This window comes from Thiocystis minor (genome assembly GCF_016653465.1).
GTDB lineage: Bacteria > Pseudomonadota > Gammaproteobacteria > Chromatiales > Chromatiaceae > Chromatium > Chromatium minus.
Genome location: NZ_NHSQ01000107.1, coordinates 1 through 16,552, shown reverse-complemented (window position 1 = coordinate 16,552; position 16,552 = coordinate 1). Strand labels below are relative to the sequence as shown.

General features: G+C 65.8%; 21 protein-coding genes. 12 read left to right on the top strand and 9 right to left on the bottom strand.

Features of this window, described 5'->3' with window-relative positions:
• Nucleotides 1-27 precede the first annotated feature (27 nt).
• The 12 genes from CCR95_RS15145 to CCR95_RS15090 all read left to right on the top strand — a co-directional run bounded on the left by CCR95_RS15145 (nt 28) and on the right by CCR95_RS15090 (nt 8,428).
• The gene (locus CCR95_RS15145) at nt 28-2,310 is read left to right on the top strand and encodes an alpha-carboxysome scaffolding protein CsoS2 (protein WP_201095966.1); all 2,283 of its coding nucleotides are present in this window, start codon (nt 28-30) and stop codon (nt 2,308-2,310) included.
• Nucleotides 2,311-2,518: 208 nt separating this feature from the next.
• Nucleotides 2,519-4,075, top strand: coding sequence for a carboxysome shell carbonic anhydrase (locus CCR95_RS15140; protein ID WP_201095965.1), 1,557 nt, complete (start codon nt 2,519-2,521; stop codon nt 4,073-4,075).
• Nucleotides 4,072-4,317, top strand: coding sequence for an alpha-carboxysome shell vertex protein CsoS4 (locus CCR95_RS15135; RefSeq protein WP_201095964.1), 246 nt, complete (start codon nt 4,072-4,074; stop codon nt 4,315-4,317). The genes CCR95_RS15140 and CCR95_RS15135 overlap by 4 nt, the downstream gene beginning before the upstream one ends.
• A 2-nt stretch (nt 4,318-4,319) precedes the next feature.
• A complete protein-coding gene (locus CCR95_RS15130) occupies nt 4,320-4,598 on the top strand; it encodes a carboxysome peptide B (protein WP_201095963.1) in 279 nt (92 codons plus the stop codon).
• A gap of 124 nt (nt 4,599-4,722) precedes the next feature.
• Complete coding sequence (locus CCR95_RS15125) at nt 4,723-5,037, top strand: alpha-carboxysome major shell protein CsoS1 (RefSeq protein WP_201095962.1); 315 nt, start codon at nt 4,723-4,725, stop codon at nt 5,035-5,037.
• A gap of 73 nt (nt 5,038-5,110) precedes the next feature.
• A complete protein-coding gene (locus CCR95_RS15120) occupies nt 5,111-5,434 on the top strand; it encodes an alpha-carboxysome major shell protein CsoS1 (protein WP_201095961.1) in 324 nt (107 codons plus the stop codon).
• A gap of 92 nt (nt 5,435-5,526) precedes the next feature.
• Nucleotides 5,527-5,970, top strand: coding sequence for a ferritin-like domain-containing protein (locus CCR95_RS15115; protein ID WP_338115408.1), 444 nt, complete (start codon nt 5,527-5,529; stop codon nt 5,968-5,970).
• On the top strand, nt 5,967-6,248 hold the full coding sequence (locus tag CCR95_RS15110; protein WP_201095959.1) for a 4a-hydroxytetrahydrobiopterin dehydratase: 282 nt from the start codon (nt 5,967-5,969) through the stop codon (nt 6,246-6,248). The genes CCR95_RS15115 and CCR95_RS15110 overlap by 4 nt, the downstream gene beginning before the upstream one ends.
• Nucleotides 6,249-6,270: 22 nt before the next feature.
• Entirely contained in the window at nt 6,271-6,465 is a 195-nt protein-coding gene (locus CCR95_RS15105) for a hypothetical protein (protein ID WP_201095958.1), read from the top strand.
• A 34-nt stretch (nt 6,466-6,499) separates the two neighbouring features.
• Nucleotides 6,500-7,492 (top strand): LysR family transcriptional regulator, encoded by a 993-nt coding sequence (locus CCR95_RS15100; protein ID WP_201095957.1) that lies wholly within the window; start codon nt 6,500-6,502, stop codon nt 7,490-7,492.
• A gap of 320 nt (nt 7,493-7,812) precedes the next feature.
• Complete coding sequence (locus CCR95_RS15095; RefSeq protein WP_201095956.1) at nt 7,813-8,055, top strand: hypothetical protein; 243 nt, start codon at nt 7,813-7,815, stop codon at nt 8,053-8,055.
• Nucleotides 8,042-8,428, top strand: a complete 387-nt coding sequence (locus CCR95_RS15090; RefSeq protein ID WP_201095955.1) for a PIN domain-containing protein — start codon at nt 8,042-8,044, stop codon at nt 8,426-8,428. The genes CCR95_RS15095 and CCR95_RS15090 overlap by 14 nt, the downstream gene beginning before the upstream one ends.
• 25 nt (nt 8,429-8,453) lie before the next feature.
• Here CCR95_RS15090 and CCR95_RS15085 read toward each other — a convergent pair whose 3' ends face one another.
• From CCR95_RS15085 to CCR95_RS15045, 9 genes are read right to left on the bottom strand one after another with little or no spacing between them, the layout of a single operon-like run.
• Entirely contained in the window at nt 8,454-10,829 is a 2,376-nt protein-coding gene (locus CCR95_RS15085) for a proton-conducting transporter transmembrane domain-containing protein (protein WP_201095954.1), read from the bottom strand.
• Nucleotides 10,826-12,325, bottom strand: coding sequence for a complex I subunit 5 family protein (locus tag CCR95_RS15080; protein WP_201095953.1), 1,500 nt, complete (start codon nt 12,323-12,325; stop codon nt 10,826-10,828). Before CCR95_RS15080 ends, CCR95_RS15085 begins: the two co-directional genes overlap by 4 nt.
• Nucleotides 12,322-13,764, bottom strand: coding sequence for a complex I subunit 5 family protein (locus CCR95_RS15075; RefSeq protein WP_201095952.1), 1,443 nt, complete (start codon nt 13,762-13,764; stop codon nt 12,322-12,324). The genes CCR95_RS15080 and CCR95_RS15075 overlap by 4 nt, the downstream gene beginning before the upstream one ends.
• A complete protein-coding gene (locus tag CCR95_RS15070; RefSeq protein ID WP_201095951.1) occupies nt 13,754-14,035 on the bottom strand; it encodes an NADH-quinone oxidoreductase subunit K in 282 nt (93 codons plus the stop codon). Before CCR95_RS15070 ends, CCR95_RS15075 begins: the two co-directional genes overlap by 11 nt.
• The gene (locus CCR95_RS15065) at nt 14,032-14,712 is read right to left on the bottom strand and encodes an MnhB domain-containing protein (protein WP_201095950.1); all 681 of its coding nucleotides are present in this window, start codon (nt 14,710-14,712) and stop codon (nt 14,032-14,034) included. Before CCR95_RS15065 ends, CCR95_RS15070 begins: the two co-directional genes overlap by 4 nt.
• Nucleotides 14,709-14,993, bottom strand: coding sequence for a Na(+)/H(+) antiporter subunit B (locus CCR95_RS15060; RefSeq protein WP_201095949.1), 285 nt, complete (start codon nt 14,991-14,993; stop codon nt 14,709-14,711). Before CCR95_RS15060 ends, CCR95_RS15065 begins: the two co-directional genes overlap by 4 nt.
• Nucleotides 14,990-15,310 (bottom strand): monovalent cation/H(+) antiporter subunit G, encoded by a 321-nt coding sequence (mnhG, locus tag CCR95_RS15055; RefSeq protein ID WP_242523270.1) that lies wholly within the window; start codon nt 15,308-15,310, stop codon nt 14,990-14,992. Before mnhG ends, CCR95_RS15060 begins: the two co-directional genes overlap by 4 nt.
• Nucleotides 15,311-15,338: 28 nt before the next feature.
• Nucleotides 15,339-15,602, bottom strand: a complete 264-nt coding sequence (locus CCR95_RS15050) for an MrpF/PhaF family protein (RefSeq protein WP_201095948.1) — start codon at nt 15,600-15,602, stop codon at nt 15,339-15,341.
• A complete protein-coding gene (locus CCR95_RS15045) occupies nt 15,595-16,107 on the bottom strand; it encodes a Na+/H+ antiporter subunit E (RefSeq protein WP_201095947.1) in 513 nt (170 codons plus the stop codon). The genes CCR95_RS15050 and CCR95_RS15045 overlap by 8 nt, the downstream gene beginning before the upstream one ends.
• Nucleotides 16,108-16,552 lie beyond the last annotated feature (445 nt).

Below are 16,552 nucleotides of genomic sequence, written 5' to 3'. Positions count from 1 at the left end.
GTTGCAGCGGTTTAAAGAGAGGCAATCATGGACAAGGCTGGAAGCGAACGACGGCTGACTGGGCGCGATGCGTCCATCGCCAAACGCCGCGCCATGGCCGCCGGCGGCAAGGCATGCCTGCCAAGCCCGGAGCCGCCCGCACGGGCGGCCCGCGATCCGGCGGCTACACGCGAGACACCAGGTCACACCCTGACCCCCCAGGAATTGAGCCCGGCACCGCGCTCGATTCAGATCGAACCCGTTCGGAACGAGCCCAGGCGCAAGCGCCAGCCACCCAAGGTGGCCGACGGTCGTCAGCGCTCGATCAAACGGCGCGAGCAGATCACCCATGGGCGGCGGCACCTGACTCGGACCTCACCGACCGAGACCCTGCGTTCCAGTACACAGGGTTTGGTGGGACGCGATGCCGCGATCGCGCGCCGGCGTGCGATCGCGTCGAGTACCGCGCGGATCAGGCCCGCACCACAAGCGGAAACGCGGCCGGACGTGGCCGCGCGCCGGGCCCGGCGGTCTGCCGAGCAGGTCGAGGTTAAACCGCGGGTCAGCGAGGACACGGGCAAGAACCGCGCGCGTCCCACCCGCTCCCGGAGCGCCGCCAGCAAGGCGCCAAAGCCGCCGCGCGGTCGCATGCTGTCGATGGCGCGCCGCGCGGCCACGTCCGACCGCGGCAAGGCCGGCGCGGACTCGGTCAGCGGCCGGTCGCGCAGCGCCGCGACCACGGCGTTGCTCAGGAACGCGGGTGTCAGCTCGCGCGACATCGCACGGCGGGTGCGCGAGGAACGCTGCGAGCACGGCAAATGCGGTGACGTCGGTCCGCGTCCGAGTGGACGGATACGCCACTCAGCCTCGCCCCGCCCCGCCGAGGGACCGCCCAAGGTCGGCGTGAGCGCGACCGCCCTGGGTCAGACGGTCACGGGCACGCGGGTCGGACGCAGCGCGCGCACGACCGGCGACGAACCGGGCAGCTGCCGTCAGGTGACGGGGACCGAGTACATGGGCGCGGAACTTTTCCAGGAGTTCTGCGGAGTCGAATCAATGCCCGCGCCGAACCGCATCAAGGAGGCGATCATGACCGACCGAGGACAGACCGTCACCGGCGCCCAGGTGGGTCGTAGTCCCAGGGTGACGGGCGACGAGACGGGGGCGGGCCGCACCCTGACCGGCACCCCCTATACCTCCCCCGGCCCGGAAGGCGCGCCACCCAAGGTGCGGTCGACCCAGACCTATGGCGGGGGTTCGGTGACCGGCTCCATGATCGGACGCAGCGAGCGCATGACCGGCAACGAGCCGGGAAGCTGTCAGCGCGTGACCGGCAACGAGTACCTGGGCTTCGAGCACTATCAGGGCTACTGCCGGAGCGGGTCCGAACCGGAACCGCAGGGCATCAAGAAGGTGGGTGCCGATGCCACCTGGCACGGTCAGCAGGTCACCGGCAGTCTGGTCGGGCGCTCGCGTCAGGTCACCGGCAACGAGCCTGGAACCTGCGAGATCGTCACCGGAACCGCCTATCTGGGACAGGAGCAGTTCCGGTCGCACTGCGCGCCCGAGACGCTACAGGCCATGGCCCAGCGCACACCATCCCCGCGCGGTACGCCGGGCGCTGGACTCACCGGCATTCAGCCCGGAATCGATGGGGGTATGACGGGTGCCGCCAAGGGCGTCTGCCAGGAGGTCACTGGCACACCCTACATCGGGGAGGACCAGTTCTTTTCGACCTGCGGCCAGGGTGTCGAGGCGACGCCGGGGAGCGCGGATTTTCCGCAACCGCTGAGCGGCGGCAACTGGGGTGCCTTCAGCGTCGAGTCACCGGCTCAGGCGGCCCAGTCGGAACCGGCCAGTCGGATGATCACCGGCATCCGTTACGACCAGCCGCAGGACCGCGTGACCGGCCCTTTCAACATGGCCAGCGGCGTCGTGACGGGGACCGAGGACTTTCGGCAGCGCCGCCCCGGTCGTGCCCAACCGCGCGGGGTCAGCATCAATCCCGTGCCGCTCGCACCGCCCACGCCACGCGAGCCTGCTGGGCCAGTGGCGGACGCGCGCCCACGCATCACCGGTGAAGGCCGGGAAGGTGGCACGCGGATCACCGGGAACGACTGGGGGCGCAACGAGCGGGTCACCGGGACCGAGGGGAAATCCGCGGTCGGGCGCAATCCGACCCGACGGGGCGCGCCGATGGGGCCATTTGCCGGCGCGCGTACCTTTCGCGAGGCGCAAGAGCGTCAGGTGCCCGAGATCCGGGTCAGCGGCAGCAGCGGCAGCACCGAACGCGGTGCGCTGGTGACGCTGTCCGGCGGCGCGCGGGGCTAGGGGGCGGCACGATGGAGACGTTCAACGCCAGTCATCGGCAAACCAGTTCCGGGGGCTGTTGCCAAGCGGGCACGACCTTCGGCGGCGACCGCCGTCCGGTCGGGGCCGAGCCAGCACCCCATCGGGGGCTGTGCGGAACAGCTTGTGGATCGCCGTGGGCTGATGACTGTGCGTTGACGGCCGCGACCGGAATCATGGAGTACCTGAGATGAGAATCAGACCCCAACCGCGCCGACGCACCCGCACCCCGCTATGGAGCGGCACGCCGGCCGGCCGGATAGTCGCCTCAACCGAGGCCGCCGGCACCCGAACGCCGGTGGATGATCTGGTCGGCGCCCCGGTTGCCGTGGGATTCGGCGCCAGCGCGGGACATCCGCTCACGCCGCGGGCGGACAACGAACGGTTGCGCGCCTATGAACAGCGAGTGAAGGGCGCCTTCGCGCGGATCGTGCCGACACTCAAATCGCTGGCGGCCCGCCAGCACGAGGCGGATTTTGTGACCTGGGCGCAAGAGGAATCCCGGCGGCAGCTTGGATTCGAGCTTCCAGGCACGGTGCTTGAGGATGCCTGGGTCAATGATCTGGATATGCGCCAACTCTTCGCGCATGCCACCTTCGAGACCCTGCGCATCATGAGCGGCGACTACGTCGGGCAGGATCCGCTGGCGACTCGCGACCGGTCCGAGGCCTTTCAGGCGTTCCTGCTCGATTGCGGGTTTCATGCCATGAATGTGACGCCCTGCGCGGACGGGCGTCTGGCGCACGCCATCAGTTATGTGCTGCGCCTGCCGATGGGCGCCGTGCGTCGCAAGTCCTACGCCGGGACGCTCTTCGATGTCGAGGAAGCGGTCGAGCGTTGGGCCAGCGTGGAACTCAGCCGCTTCCGCGAGGGCGTGCCAAACCTTGCGGACGCTCCGACACGTTATCTCAAGGTCGTGAGCTATCACTACAGCAGCCGCGACCCGACGCACCACGGATGCGCGGCGCATGGCAGTGACACCCGTCGCGCCGCGATGGCCGGCCTGGAACAGTTGCGGGCCTTCCGCGAAGCAGTGGAGAACAGTTACTGCTGCGGGGCGTCGATCGAGGTGCTGCTGCTCGGCATCGATACGGACACCGATCGGGTGCGGATCCACCTTCCCGGCGCGACCGGGGATGCCGATCTGGATCGTTTCATCGACGCGGGCGAACTCTACGGCGCCACCGCCCGGCTGGATGCGGCATCGGCGCGCAACCTGATCCGCGAGCGGATCGCGGCACCGCGCGATGGCGGCCGACCGCCCGAGCCGGGGATGCAGCGCCTGATGGCGCGGCTGATCGAGAACAACATCGCGCAGATCGACTATGTGCGGCATTACGAGGGCGGACACTATGCGGATATCGGACATGAGGAACGCTTCATCGGCGTGGGCAGCGATTTCGAAGAGATCCAGCTTCGGAACCTGACCTATTTCGCCTTCATGCGCACCCTGGAGGAAGGCGCGCCGAACCTGGACGTTGGGATCAAGATCTTTCGGCGTCTCAACGTCGCCCATGGTCTGCCGATCCCCATCGTGCTGCGCTTCGACTATTCGGGACAGGTGCCGGGGGCGCGCGAACGGGCGATCCAGCGCTGCGCGCGTATCGCCGAGGCCATCGGCCAGCGCTATCCGGACCTGGCCGAGCGCGGGTTGATCCAGACCTTTTGGACGGTGCGCGACAGCAGCCGCGCCGCGCCGGCGGAGCCGGTCGGCGGCTCGCTCACGGCACTGGAGAAAGCGGCATGAAGATCTGTCAGGTGGAAAAACCACTGGTGGCGACCAACCGCATTCCGGGGCTGGAGCACCGCCATCTGCAGGTCGTGAGAGACGGTAGCAGCCGGGTGGTGGCGGTCGACGCGGTCGGCTGCACGCCGGGCGACTGGGTCATCTGCGTGGGCAGTTCAGCGGCTCGCGAGGCCGCCGGCCATAAGGATTATCCGAGCGATCTAACCATTGTCGGCATCATCGACCACTGGAAGGAGAACTGAGTGTGGACATCATGCAGGTCGAAGACGCGCTGGTCTGCACGCGCCGAGTTGCGGGGCTCCAATCCGTCTCCTTGCGGGTTCTGCGAGACGCCAAGGGCGGGCGGGCGGTGGCGGTCGACACGGTCGGCAGCCGGCCCGGGAACTGGGTGTTCACCATCAGTGGTTCGGCGGCGCGGCTGGCGGTCGGCAAAGCGGTGCTCACCGACCTGAGCATTGGAGGAATCATCGATCACTGGATCATTGATCAAGGAGAGGGCACCGCGGCACCGACTCGGGGCTGAGACATCGCGGCGCAGCTAGACATGGCGCGCCCCCCTAACCTGATGATTGGCAAAATAATCCGCGTTTAATACGCAACCTGGTTTTAAACACAACCTGCTTTTTTGAAACAGAGGAGTACATGAAATGGCCGACGAACATTACGGAATTGCCCTGGGGATGATCGAGACCCGCGGCCTGGTGCCCGCCATCGAAGCGGCCGACGCCATGACCAAAGCCGCCGAAGTGCGTCTGGTGGGACGCGAGTTCGTGGGCGGCGGCTACGTCACGGTCCTGGTGCGCGGCGAGACCGGCGCGGTCAACGCCGCCGTGCGGGCCGGCGCCGATGCCTGCGAGCGAGTGGGCGACGGTCTGGTCGCCGCCCACATCATCGCCCGCCCGCACCGCGAGGTGGAGCCGATTCTGCCGCTCGGCGGCCTCGGCGACAAGCAGGCAGGTTGACTTAACAAGCACAGATGAACCGCAAAGAACGCAATCGACATTGTTTTCAGATCGACACTCGGAGTATTTCACCATGGCCTCTGACAGCTACGGAATCGCATTAGGAATGATTGAGACGCGCGGCCTGGTGCCCGCCATCGAGGCAGCGGATGCCATGACCAAGGCCGCCGAAGTGCGGCTGATCGGACGTGAATTCGTGGGCGGCGGCTACGTCACGGTGCTGGTACGCGGCGAGACCGGCGCGGTCAACGCCGCCGTGCGGGCCGGCGCCGACGCCTGCGAACGAGTGGGCGACGGCTTGGTCGCCGCCCACATCATCGCCCGCCCGCACCGCGAGGTGGAGCCGGTCCTGCCGGAGAAGCCCGGCGACACGGACGGCGGACACGGTCGGTCCTGACGGATGGTGCAGGCTCGCGCGGTTGAGACGATGCGTCGCCACAGCGACCGCCATGGTCTCTCCGCGCCTGGAACCAAGGGTCAAGAAACATGATGGCAAACCCGAGAGTGCTGGGCTATCTGGGCCGCGCCCTGAGCCACGAGTTCAGCGCCGTTCAACAGTATCTCACCCACGCCGGGCTCGCCCATTTGTGGGGACTGGCGGAGGTCGCCGACCATTTTCGCAAGGAAGCGCTGGAGGAACAGGAGCATGCGGAACGCCTGACGGCGCGGATGCTACGCTTGGGCGCCATGCCGAACGCGTCTCAGATCACGCCGGTCAGGGCCGGTCCCTCGCTCATCGATCTGCTCGCTGCCGATCTGGAACTGGAACGGCGTGCGGTGACGCTCTATCGCGAGGCCGCTGACTACTGCGCCCTGATCAATGACATGGAAAACCGGGCGCTCTTCGGCACCCTGCATGACGAGGAGTTCGGGCACGTCCGCGAACTCGAAGCCTGGATCGAACAACTGCGCACCGGAGCGATAAACGGATGACTGCCACTCAGCAAGGCTGGAAACGACGCGAGCGCCCGCCACGTCTTGAACGCCGACTGGAGTTCGACGACTACGAACAGACGCGGGATTTTTTAGACGCGGTGGCCGTGATCTGCGAGCCGGGAGGCTATTACCCCGACATCAGCTTCGGGCGGACCTATGCGAACATCTCCATCCATGCCGAGCAGGATGCCGCCGACATCGCCCCCGAACGCCTTGCGCTTGCCGAGCGGATCGAAGAACTGATGAGCGCGCGCCCAACACCGGGCCAGCCCTAAGCGCAGAGACGAGGAAACCCGCATGAATACCGAAACCGAGCAGCCGACAGCGCCTGCCCAGTCCGCCGCGCCGCCGCCCGCGACGGCGGAGACCCGGCCGGCACTCACTCAGAGCAGTCCGAAACGCCCGACCAAGCGTCGACCGGCGCCCAAGCCGGCGGCATTCGTGCCCTATGATCAAGGTTATCAGTCCGGGCAGCGGGTCTGGCCGGACTGAGGTTTGCTATGATCGCGACCTCTGTGAGCCAACGATGTTTGACCGAATGATGAATCTCACCCGTCATGTCAGCCTTCGTCAGCTCCAGGTCTTCGAGGCCATCGCGCGCCTCAAGAGCTTCACGAAGGCGGCTGACGAGCTGTATCTGACACAACCCACGGTCTCGACCCAGATCAAACGGCTGACCGACGTCATCGGCCTACCACTGTTCGAGCAGATTGGCCGCCAGGTGCATCTCACGGATACCGGCCGCGAACTGGAAACCGCGGTCAAGGACGTCTTTGGCGTTCTCGACCGCTTCGAGATGAAGGTCGCGGACATCAAGGGTCTGAAACAGGGCTATCTGCGGTTGTGCGTCATCACCACCGCCAAGTATTTCGCCCCAGAGGTGCTCGGACGCTTCTGCCAGCGTTACGCCGGCGTCGATGTCTCGCTCAAGGTTACCAATCGGGACAGTGTCATCGAGCGGCTGATCGGCAACAAGGACGATCTCTATATTCTGGGCCAGAACCCAGATCGCGACATCGACCTGGTCACCAGACCATTCGCACCGAATCCGCTCTATGTCATCGCCAATCGCGACCATCCGCTCGCGCGGGAACGACAGATCCCCCTGGAACGCCTGGCGGAGGAATATTTCATCATGCGCGAGCCGGGCTCCGGCATCCGCGACTATGTCCTAAAGACCTTCAATGAGGCCGGACTCAGACCGCGGGTGCGCATGGAACTCGGCAGCAACGAGGCCATCAAGCATGCGATCTATGGCCAGCTCGGAATCTCCATTCTCTCGCTCCACACCCTGATCCAGGAAACCGCGCACTCGCAGTTGACGATCCTTGATGTCCAGGGGTTTCCGCTGGAGCGCCAATGGTCTGTCGCCTATGCCAAGGGCAAGGAACTCTCGGTTGTCGCCAACGCCTTTCTGACCTTTCTCGACGAAGAAAGCGCCCAGTTGCGCAAACAGTTGGATAAGACTTATAGCCGGCTGTCGCGTCGGCGCGAGAACGGCGGAGGGTCCGTTATTTAAACCGCTTTCCGCATCGGGTAACAGCAGGCGTCATGTGGCCAGACCACTTCACAGCGACCGCGCCAAGGCGCGTATCCGTGCATGAGACTATCGTGAATTTGGGATACTCTACAGGTGTCTAGCCAAGGACTGACGTCCGTCAAGCCAACTCTCTGTATCGCCGAGCATGATCAATGACGCCGTGTCGATACCATTCAGGTGCAAACCTATTGGCGGATCGGCAGCATCTCGTCGAGTACGAGCAGGGCGGGCAGGTCCGCGCCGCCTATGTCAGCGTTTGATGATTGATACTGAATTAAGGGTAATGAGAGGTGTAAGCGATGGAAGCCATGCGCACTATTCAAACCGTGGAGAATGGCGAGGTCCATCTCCGGTTGCCCGAGCAGTTCTGGGGCCAAGCGGTGGAAATCATCGTGCTGGGCGCGTCGCAAGAAGGCTCGCAACAGGTCGCGACCCAAAGAAGCTTGCGTGGCTGCCTGAAGCACTATGCCAAGCCTGACCTGATTGCCCAAGAGCAAGACGCCTGGCAAGAGGCAGCGAGCGAAAAACATGAGCCTCGTTGATGCCAATGTGGTACTGCGTTATCTGCTGGACGACCACGCGGATCTCTCCGCCAAGGCGGCGGAGATGATCGAGCGGCAGTCAGCAACCTTGCCCATGGAGGTCGCCTGCGAAGTGGTGTACGTGTTGCAGAAGGTCTATGCGGTCGAGCGAAAGGAAATTCAGCGTCAACTCGGGAGCTTGCTGGATGAAACCCAGGTCAGCATGGAGAAGCCGGCGGTGTTCTTGAAAGGGCTGGAATGCTACAGCGAAAGCGGACTTGATTTCGTGGATGCCTTGCTTTTGGCCTATCACCTCGTGGAAAGCGAATCGGTTTTCACCTTCGACGACAAGCTCAACAAATATCTCCGGCGCGCAGCGCCAAGGGGCGAATGAATTCGCCCCTTGTATGATGCGCGGTTCAGTCCGGACGCGGTTTAAGGCGTTCGAGCAGCTCGAAGCCGATCCCTCCTGTCGGTCGCATGCCTTCGGCCTGCTGGAAGGCGCGAATGGCGCGGCGGGTGTTGGGGCCAATCATGCCATCGATGGGGCCTGGGTCGAAGCCCAGCCATTTGAGATTCCGCTGCACCAGTTGGACCAGCCGATTGGTGAGCGGCGGCGACTCCAGCAGACTCAGTGCTCCGGTCTCGGTGTCTTTGATGCAGCGATCCAGGGCGATGGCATCGGCGGGGTTGGTGTGACTGGCAAAGACGAAGGGAACCGCCGGATCGCAGAGCGGGGCCACGGCGGCTATCCTGCCCGACTCTCCGGCATCCGCGTCGCTTAGCGGGATGTCGCCGGAGCGCGCTGGATCTAACTTGGTCACGGCCGCATCGGGCCTGTCGAGGGATTCGCCGCCGTCACTCACCGCGCCCATGCGTTCGACCTCGCTGGCATCGGTCGCGGACGCCATGTCCGCGCCGTCCGTTTCTCGCGCGGGCGCTGAGTCCGGTTGCTCCGCACTGTCGGCGCTCGACTCACCCGGCATGACAAGCGGATCGACTGGCGCCGCGGACTCGGTTTGAGCGGCCGTTTCCGCCGCCAGACTCGGTGGGCTGACGGTTCCCGATGGACCGGGTGTCCCCGTGATCACGAACAGGAAGAGCATCGCCGTCAGCCCCAACCAGAGCGTGCCCGCCACCGGCCACTCGCGCAGACGCTGCTCGGCGTCGCCCACCGGCTGGTCGAAAATCAGACTGTAGACATCGATCGCAGCGCCCTCTAGCCTGCCATAGAGCCGGTGCCAGGGACGCCAGAGCATCCGCCCGAGCCACACCAGGACGCGCAGCAGCGGTGCGGCCAGCACCAGCAGATCGCCGGGGGGAATCCGACCGACCAGTCGCTTGAATCCGACCGGATAGCGCAGTACCAGTGCGCCGATGACGACGGCGATGCCGATCCCGGCCCCAAGGGTTGCCGCATTGGTGAGCCAGGCCGCCGGGTTGCCCAGCAGGAAGGGAAAGAGCAGAACCAGCGTGATCAGCACCGCCCAGGCGGCGCTGGGCCAGGCATAGCCCGGCTGCGGATGCGGTTCGGTGCGGACACTGACCCAGAGGAAGCGCGTCATCAACAGGGTGGTTGCGACCGCGGACAGGGCGACCGCCGCCGCCAGCCATGTCCAGTTGGCGGCATCGAGCAGCGGCTTGATGCCATACTTGGTCACGGCGCCACTGGTCAGCGGCGCTCCGGCGAGTGACAGCGCGAGGATGACCAGTCCGCCAAGCACCAGCGGTTGCGCGATCGCGGCGGACTTGCGCAACCCCACGCCGAGAAATAGACCGCCCTTGACCAGTGCATGATGCGCCGCATAGAGGGTGATGGCGACAACGCCAACCGGGGCCAATGCCGGGTCGCTCAGGATCAAACCCAGCAGCAGCATCAGCAGACCCATCTTACTGATACTCGAATAGGCCAGGATGACCTTCGGATCCGACTGCGTCATGCCGATCGGCAGAGCGAAGAACAGGGTCAGCAGACCGGCCGCGCTCAGCCATGCGCCCCAATCGGCGAGCGCCACCGCGCCGACCGGCAGGAAGCGCAGCCAGCCCAGGATGGCGACTTTGATCATGGTGCCGCTGAGCACGGCGCTCGCGGCAATCGGCGCGGCCGGGTGCGCGAGCGGCAGCCAGAGATGCAGCGGGACCATCCCCGCCTTGACGCCCAGTCCGACCAGCAGGAACCCGATCGCCAGGCCATCGAGGCCGACCAGTTGCGCGGCGGTCGGCACGAGGGTGCCCGCGTGACTCGCGATCATGACCAGCGCGGCAAAGAGGGTCACCTCGCCGAACAGGGCCATGACCAGATAGACCTTGCCGGCGCGCAAGGCGCCAGGGTCGCCGTTGTGAATGACCAGACCATAGGACGCGAGTCCCATCATGGCAAAGCCGGCATAGAAACTCAGCAGATCCTGGCCCACGATGAGCCAGAGATTGCCGGACATCGCCAGCAGGAAAAAGGTGCCGAACCGCCCGCCGTGCGCCTGCCCGCGTAGACTGAAGGCGGCATAGACGCCCGCCGCCAGCCAGAGGATGGCGGTGAAGAGCAGATAGACGCGGCCGGTGGCATCGAGCCCCAGGGTGGTGCCGAGAAACAGCCAGGGCAGTTCCAGCCGGCTGTCCAGCGGGACCAGCAGCGCGGCGGCCAGTCCCGGCAGTGCGCCGATGGCGGGTAGCCACCAGAGCGGCGCGGCGATTGCGTCCAAGGGTCGCCGCGAGATCCCGGACAGCGTCCGCGCGCCCACCAGCGCCGCCAGCGCCAGCGGCCACACCCAGACCAGAAGCAGCAGCCAGGGGTTCACAGGCCGTGCTCCCGGCGCGCGATCAACTCGACCCATTCGAGCGGACTGAAGGGCGCCGCGGCAAAGAGTCCCGCGATCAAGCAGAAGGCTGCGGTGATCACGGGCGGCCAGAGGAGCGCACCGATGGTCTCAAAGCGGCCGGCGTGAATGTGCTCGGCAGGCCAGACCTCCGGGGGCGGCCGGAACCAGGCACGATAGAGGATCGGCAGGAAATAGCCGGCATTGAGCAGACTGCTCGCCGCCAGGATCAGCAGCACCCAGTGCGCGTTGGCCTCGACCGCGCCCAGGCCCAGATACCATTTGGTCACGAAACCGGCGATCGGCGGGATGCCGATCATCCCCAGCGCGCCCACGCTGAAGGCCAGGGTCGTCCAGGGCATGCGCCGGCCGACGCCGTCCATCTGGCTGACATGATGGATGCCGAGCGTCTCGGCATAGTTGCCGGCGCAAAAGAAGAGCGTGATCTTCATGATCCCCTGATGCACCAGATGCACCATGCCGCCAACCGTGGCGATGGGGCCAAGAATCGAGGCCCCGAGCGCGATATAGGACACCTGACTCACGGTCGAGTAGGCCAACCGCTTCTTGAGCCCGTCCTGCGAGAGCGCCTTGATGGACCCGTAAAGGATGGTCATCGAGGCGAGGATGCCGAGCAGGGTCAAGAGCCCGAGCGAACTCGCATAGGCGACGCCATAGACATCGTAGACCACCCGCAGGATGCCGAACGCACCCGCCTTGACCACGGCCACGGCGTGCAGCAGCGCGCTCACCGGTGCCGGCGCGACCATGGATTGCGGCAGCCAGCCATGCAGGGGGATCAGCGCCGACTTGACCCCAAGACCGGCGAGCAGCAGAACGAAGATGGCGATCAACTGACCTTCGAGCGCGGGCGCCGATCCCGACAGCACGCCCCCCTGGACGAAATCCACCGGCCCCGTCAGCACTTGCAGCCAGATGGCCCCGGTCAGCAGCAGCACCCCGCCGCCCATGGTATAGGCCAGATAGATCTTGGCCCCGCGCGTGGCCTCCGCGGTTCCGCGATGGGCCACCAGCGGATAGGTCGCCAGCGTCAGCAGTTCATAGAAGATGACGAAGCTCAGCAGATTCCCGGCCAGGGCGATCCCCACCGTGGCCGAGACGCAGAGACTGAAAAAGCCGAAGAAGCGGCTGCGGTTGGGTGATTCCTCCAGATACCCGATGGCGTAAATGGTCGTGACCAGCCAGAGCACGCTCGACAGGGTCACGAAGAGCACCGAGAGCGCGTCGGCGTGCAGCACCAGTTCCAGTCCGGGTGCCAGCATCCAGCGGGCCTCGTAGACATGGCCATGATAGACGCCCCAGATCATGACCCCCACCAGCAGCAGTTTGACGATGGCCCCGCTCAGGTTGAGCACGCCCCGCAGCACATGGCTTTCTTCCTTGACCAGGAAGATGAAGCCGCCCGCCAGGAGTGACGTGAGGACGATACCGACCGGCAGTAGCGTATCGAAGTTCATGCGACCACTCCGAAACCCATGAGTCGCCAGAGCAGTTGCGCGCCCAGACCGAGCACGACAGCGGAGGTCAGCGCCAGCAGCAGGGCCGGCACTTCCGTGCTCGCCTGGGTGACGAAGCGGCGTGGTGTCGGCGCCTCATTGAAGGCGCGGCTGAGTACCCGGAACATATAGGCCGCCGCCAGCAGGGTGCCGATCAGGATCACCAGGATCCACCACCATTGTCCGGTCTCGATGGCGCCGGTCATCAGGATCCATTTGCCGATGAAGCTGCCGCTCGGCGGCAAGCCGATCAGGGCGGTCCCGGCCAGCGCGATGCTGAAGGTGGCCGCGGGCAGATGCTGCGCGGTGCCGCCGAGTTCGTCGATCCGGTCATGTCCCGCGCTGTGCTGCACCAGCCCGGCGGCCAGGAACAGACCCGCCTTGGCAAAGCCATGACTGATCGCCATCAACACCAGGGCCGCGAGCAGATCATCGCGCGCCGGACCCTCGGGCGTTGCCTGCAACAGGGGAAAGAAGAGACAGAGATAGCCGATCTGGGCCAGGGTCGAATAGGCCGCGAGCAGTTTGAGTCGTTCGGCGCGCAAGGCGCGCCAGGAGCCCCAGATCACCGCTGCGGCGCCAAGCAGCCCGAGCAGACCCGCCGCGGCCGGCGTCACGATCGTGCCGAAGACATCCAGCCAGAGTCTCAGGATGAGATAAAAGGCTGCCTTGACCACCAGGGCCGACAGCACCGCGCTGACCGGTGCCGGCGCGTTGGCATGGGCGGGCGGCAACCAGAAATGCAGCGGGAAGATCGCCGCCTTCAATGCCAGTCCGCCGGTCATCAGCACCAGCGCGGCGCTGGCGACGGGGCCGGGACGGATGGCCGCGCCGGTCAGGGCGATGTCGAGCGTGCCATAAGCGGCATAGAGCAGGACCACGCCGAGCAGATAGGTCATGGAGCCGAGCAGACCCACCAGCAGATAGCGCAGATTGGCGGCCACCGCCTCCCGCTGACCGGTCAGCGCGCCGAGCGCGACGGCCGTCAGTCCCAATAATTCCAGCGTGACATAGAGGTTGAAGAGATCCGCGGCCAGCAGCAGGGCGTTCAGGGCTGACCACAGCAGGAACCACAGTGGCCAGAAATGCAGACGCCGCTCGCCCTCGCGAAAGTAGCCGGTGGCGTAGATGCTGATCGCCAGTGCGACCAGGGCCGCCATCGCCAGCAGCGCGGCCGAGAGTCCGTCGGCCTCTAATGCCAGACCCAGCGGCGCGCCCCATCCGCCCGGATCGGAGCGCAGACTGCCGTGCTGCCAGACCTGCACCGTGACCTGCAGCGACACGAGCGCGGTCGCGATGGCCCCGATGACTCCGAGCGTCTGGACGCGACCCGGCAGGGCCGTCACCAACAGGGCGGCCAGCAGGGGGACCGTGACCGCGAGCGCGAGACTATCGAGCATCGTCTTCGTCTTCCAGGCGGCGCCCCATCGCCAGCGCCAGCGCGGTCGCGCTGACGGCCACCACGATGCCGGTCAGGACCAGGGCATGCGGTACCGGATCTGGCGGCAGGCTGCCACGTTCGGCGATGGCGATCAGCAGATGAAAGACGCCGCTGCCCATGACATTTAGCGCAATGACCTTGCGCAGCAGTGCCTCATGCACGAGAAAGGACCAGACCCCCAGGACGAAGAGCAGGATGCCAGCACCGCCGTAGAGCAGATGCGCGGTCATGGCGTCGCGCCATCCGACGCGCGCGACCTTGGTTTGCCGCCGGCATAGGCCGCGGCCAGTGTCACGCCGATGGAGACCGTCGCGGCGGTCTCGATGAGCAGGATCAGCCATTTCGACCACCCTGGCGGATAGGTCAGAAAGCCGATCCCGGCGACCATGGTCCCCAGCCCGACCAGCGCGAACACGGCGATGCCCGCCACGACGAGTCGGCGCTGCGCGCGTTCCGATGGCAGGCCGGCGCGTTCGTCGCCGGCGAGCCGCAAGAGCACCCCCGCGGAGCCCAGCAGGGCGCCCGCCTGAAAGGCGCCGCCGGGGGCATAGCCGCCGACCCAGAGCAGATAACCGCCGGTCAGGATCAGCAGGGGAACGACCCAGCTCACCATCGCGGCCAATGCCGCGCCGGCCGGCTGGAAGCCGGGCGTCGCCGCGCCCAGCGACCAGATGCCCAGCAGCGCCGCAAGCAGCACCGCCAGTTCCAGCAGGGTGTCGTAGGCGCGGTAGCTCAAGAGCACCGCAGTCACCGGATTCTTGACCCCGCTGAGCGGCAGCGAGTCCATGGCGAGATCCGCCAGCCGGGCGCCCGGCGACTGCATCAGGGCGGCGTGAAACACCCAGAGGAGCACTAGGGCGAACAGACACAGCAGGAGTCCGATCATCAGCTTCGCGGGGCGGTTCATGTCGCTTCACCATCCCGATCGACCTTGCCCTCCCGCTGCCGGCGCGCGGCCCGCCGGGCCGCTGCCAGCATCAGCGCGCCGCCGAGTCCGGCACCGATCGCCGCCTCGGCCAAGGCGACATCGGGTGCCCCGAGGCGCGCCCAGACCAGGGCGAGCCAGAGTCCGAAGGCGATGAAAAACATCACGGCCCGGCGCGGCTCCGGGCTGGTGAGCGCGGCGATGGCCAGTACCAGCAGGGTGCTCACGAGCACCAGATCGAACAGCAGCAGAAGCACCGTCATGACGAATGGAGATCCTCGCCATCGCCGCGCAGGGCGCGCTTGGCGATCAGATGGGCGCCGGTCGCGCCGGCCATGAGCACCAGCAGCCAGATCAACAGCAGTTTCAGCGCCTGGAAGACATCCGGCGCCCAGGGCAGCAGGCCCAGGATAACCAGACCAAGCCCGAGGTTGTCCGCCTTGGTCAGGGCATGGAGTCGACTGAAGAGATCGGGGAGCCGCAGTAGACCGACGGTACCGGCGATAAAGAAAAAGACACCGAGCAGAATCAGCGAGACTGACATCCACTGAAGCGGACTGAACATGAGCAAGTGGTCCATGGCGGGATATCCTGTTCGGGGAACGAATTCAGTCCTGATCCTGCCCGATACGCCTGCGGGTCAAGGCGACCGCGGCAACGGATGCCAGCAATCCGAAGATCAATGCGACATCCGTCAAGGCATCGCGTTCGAAGGCGAATGCCAGTAGCAGCAGCACGCCGATCCCCATGGTCCCGAGCAGTTGCGCGCCCATCATGCGATCGGCGGCGGAGGGGCCGACAATGACGCGCACCAAACCGGCCGCCATCGCGAGCAGCAGGACCAGGGCCGCGGCCATGAATACCTCAGTCATCGGCATCCCCTGGCAATGTCTCGCCAAACAGCGCCGCGACCCGTCGTTCCAGCGCGGCCAGTTCAGGCGCCAGATCCTGCGACGCATCGAGCGCATGGACACTGATCAGACCTTGATGCAGATCCGCGCTCAACGTGCCCGGCAGCAGACTGATGCCATTGAGAAACAGCACCCGCGATGCCGGGCTTGCCAGTCCGGTCCGGTAGTATTGAACCCCAGGATCGATGCGCATGCGCGGCCGGAGCACGCGAGCCGCGACATCGGCCCCGCCACGCAACGATCCAACCACGAAATAGGGAACGAACAGTAGAAACTGGCGGAAATCGAGGGTTTGCAGCGACAGCGTCGACAACCGGAGCGAGGCCCAGGTCGCGAGGATCGCCGCCGGCAACCCGATGATCCAGGAGGCCGGATCCCATCCGACCAGCACCATCCAGAGACCGGCGAACAGCGCGAACCGGCTGCCGATTCGCAGGGGATTTGCAAGCGTCAGTCGTTGATACATGGATTCTGAACCAGCGTTCTCTCCGCCAATCGTTCGGTTGCCGCCAACCTAGTCATTGGCGGTGCGGGCTTTAAGGCACGTTCTGGGAAAGACGTCACCGCTTCGCTGTTCGTCTTAAGCACTTCGGCTTCGCTCGGGAGAGCCTTTTCAAGAGCAAAGTATTCTGGGGGCGTGAAATTGGATTTCATCCTTTAATTTTCCGATGGCCGTTGCGTTCTCATTCCCGCGTCGCCCGCGGTCTTGACCCGCGTTCCGTCTCCCCCGGCGCCGCCGCCGCGCCCGCTCTCCCCCTGTTCGCACGCCTCTCCACGGTCCCTGGCCGTTCGCGTTTGCCCGTTTCCCCGCTCGCTTTCGCGATGCGCATCACGCTTTTCATTCCCCGTTTTCAGGGCCGCGGCGAATGCCGCCTGCGTCACGTTTTATTCGCCTTCGAGCTGATTTAATT

Coding starts and splice junctions, on each gene's coding strand:
- CCR95_RS15045 (WP_201095947.1), bottom strand. CDS start 16,107: ATGTATCAACGACTGACGCTTGCAAATCCCCTGCGAATCGGCAGCCGG.
- CCR95_RS15115 (WP_338115408.1), top strand. CDS start 5,527: ATGGCAAACCCGAGAGTGCTGGGCTATCTGGGCCGCGCCCTGAGCCAC.
- mnhG (WP_242523270.1), bottom strand. CDS start 15,310: ATGGACCACTTGCTCATGTTCAGTCCGCTTCAGTGGATGTCAGTCTCG.
- CCR95_RS15065 (WP_201095950.1), bottom strand. CDS start 14,712: ATGAACCGCCCCGCGAAGCTGATGATCGGACTCCTGCTGTGTCTGTTC.
- CCR95_RS15080 (WP_201095953.1), bottom strand. CDS start 12,325: ATGAACTTCGATACGCTACTGCCGGTCGGTATCGTCCTCACGTCACTC.
- CCR95_RS15110 (WP_201095959.1), top strand. CDS start 5,967: ATGACTGCCACTCAGCAAGGCTGGAAACGACGCGAGCGCCCGCCACGT.
- CCR95_RS15095 (WP_201095956.1), top strand. CDS start 7,813: ATGGAAGCCATGCGCACTATTCAAACCGTGGAGAATGGCGAGGTCCAT.
- CCR95_RS15105 (WP_201095958.1), top strand. CDS start 6,271: ATGAATACCGAAACCGAGCAGCCGACAGCGCCTGCCCAGTCCGCCGCG.
- CCR95_RS15120 (WP_201095961.1), top strand. CDS start 5,111: ATGGCCTCTGACAGCTACGGAATCGCATTAGGAATGATTGAGACGCGC.
- CCR95_RS15140 (WP_201095965.1), top strand. CDS start 2,519: ATGAGAATCAGACCCCAACCGCGCCGACGCACCCGCACCCCGCTATGG.
- CCR95_RS15090 (WP_201095955.1), top strand. CDS start 8,042: ATGAGCCTCGTTGATGCCAATGTGGTACTGCGTTATCTGCTGGACGAC.
- CCR95_RS15050 (WP_201095948.1), bottom strand. CDS start 15,602: ATGACTGAGGTATTCATGGCCGCGGCCCTGGTCCTGCTGCTCGCGATG.
- CCR95_RS15070 (WP_201095951.1), bottom strand. CDS start 14,035: ATGACCGCGCATCTGCTCTACGGCGGTGCTGGCATCCTGCTCTTCGTC.
- CCR95_RS15135 (WP_201095964.1), top strand. CDS start 4,072: ATGAAGATCTGTCAGGTGGAAAAACCACTGGTGGCGACCAACCGCATT.
- CCR95_RS15100 (WP_201095957.1), top strand. CDS start 6,500: ATGTTTGACCGAATGATGAATCTCACCCGTCATGTCAGCCTTCGTCAG.
- CCR95_RS15060 (WP_201095949.1), bottom strand. CDS start 14,993: ATGACGGTGCTTCTGCTGCTGTTCGATCTGGTGCTCGTGAGCACCCTG.
- CCR95_RS15075 (WP_201095952.1), bottom strand. CDS start 13,764: ATGCTCGATAGTCTCGCGCTCGCGGTCACGGTCCCCCTGCTGGCCGCC.
- CCR95_RS15125 (WP_201095962.1), top strand. CDS start 4,723: ATGGCCGACGAACATTACGGAATTGCCCTGGGGATGATCGAGACCCGC.
- CCR95_RS15145 (WP_201095966.1), top strand. CDS start 28: ATGGACAAGGCTGGAAGCGAACGACGGCTGACTGGGCGCGATGCGTCC.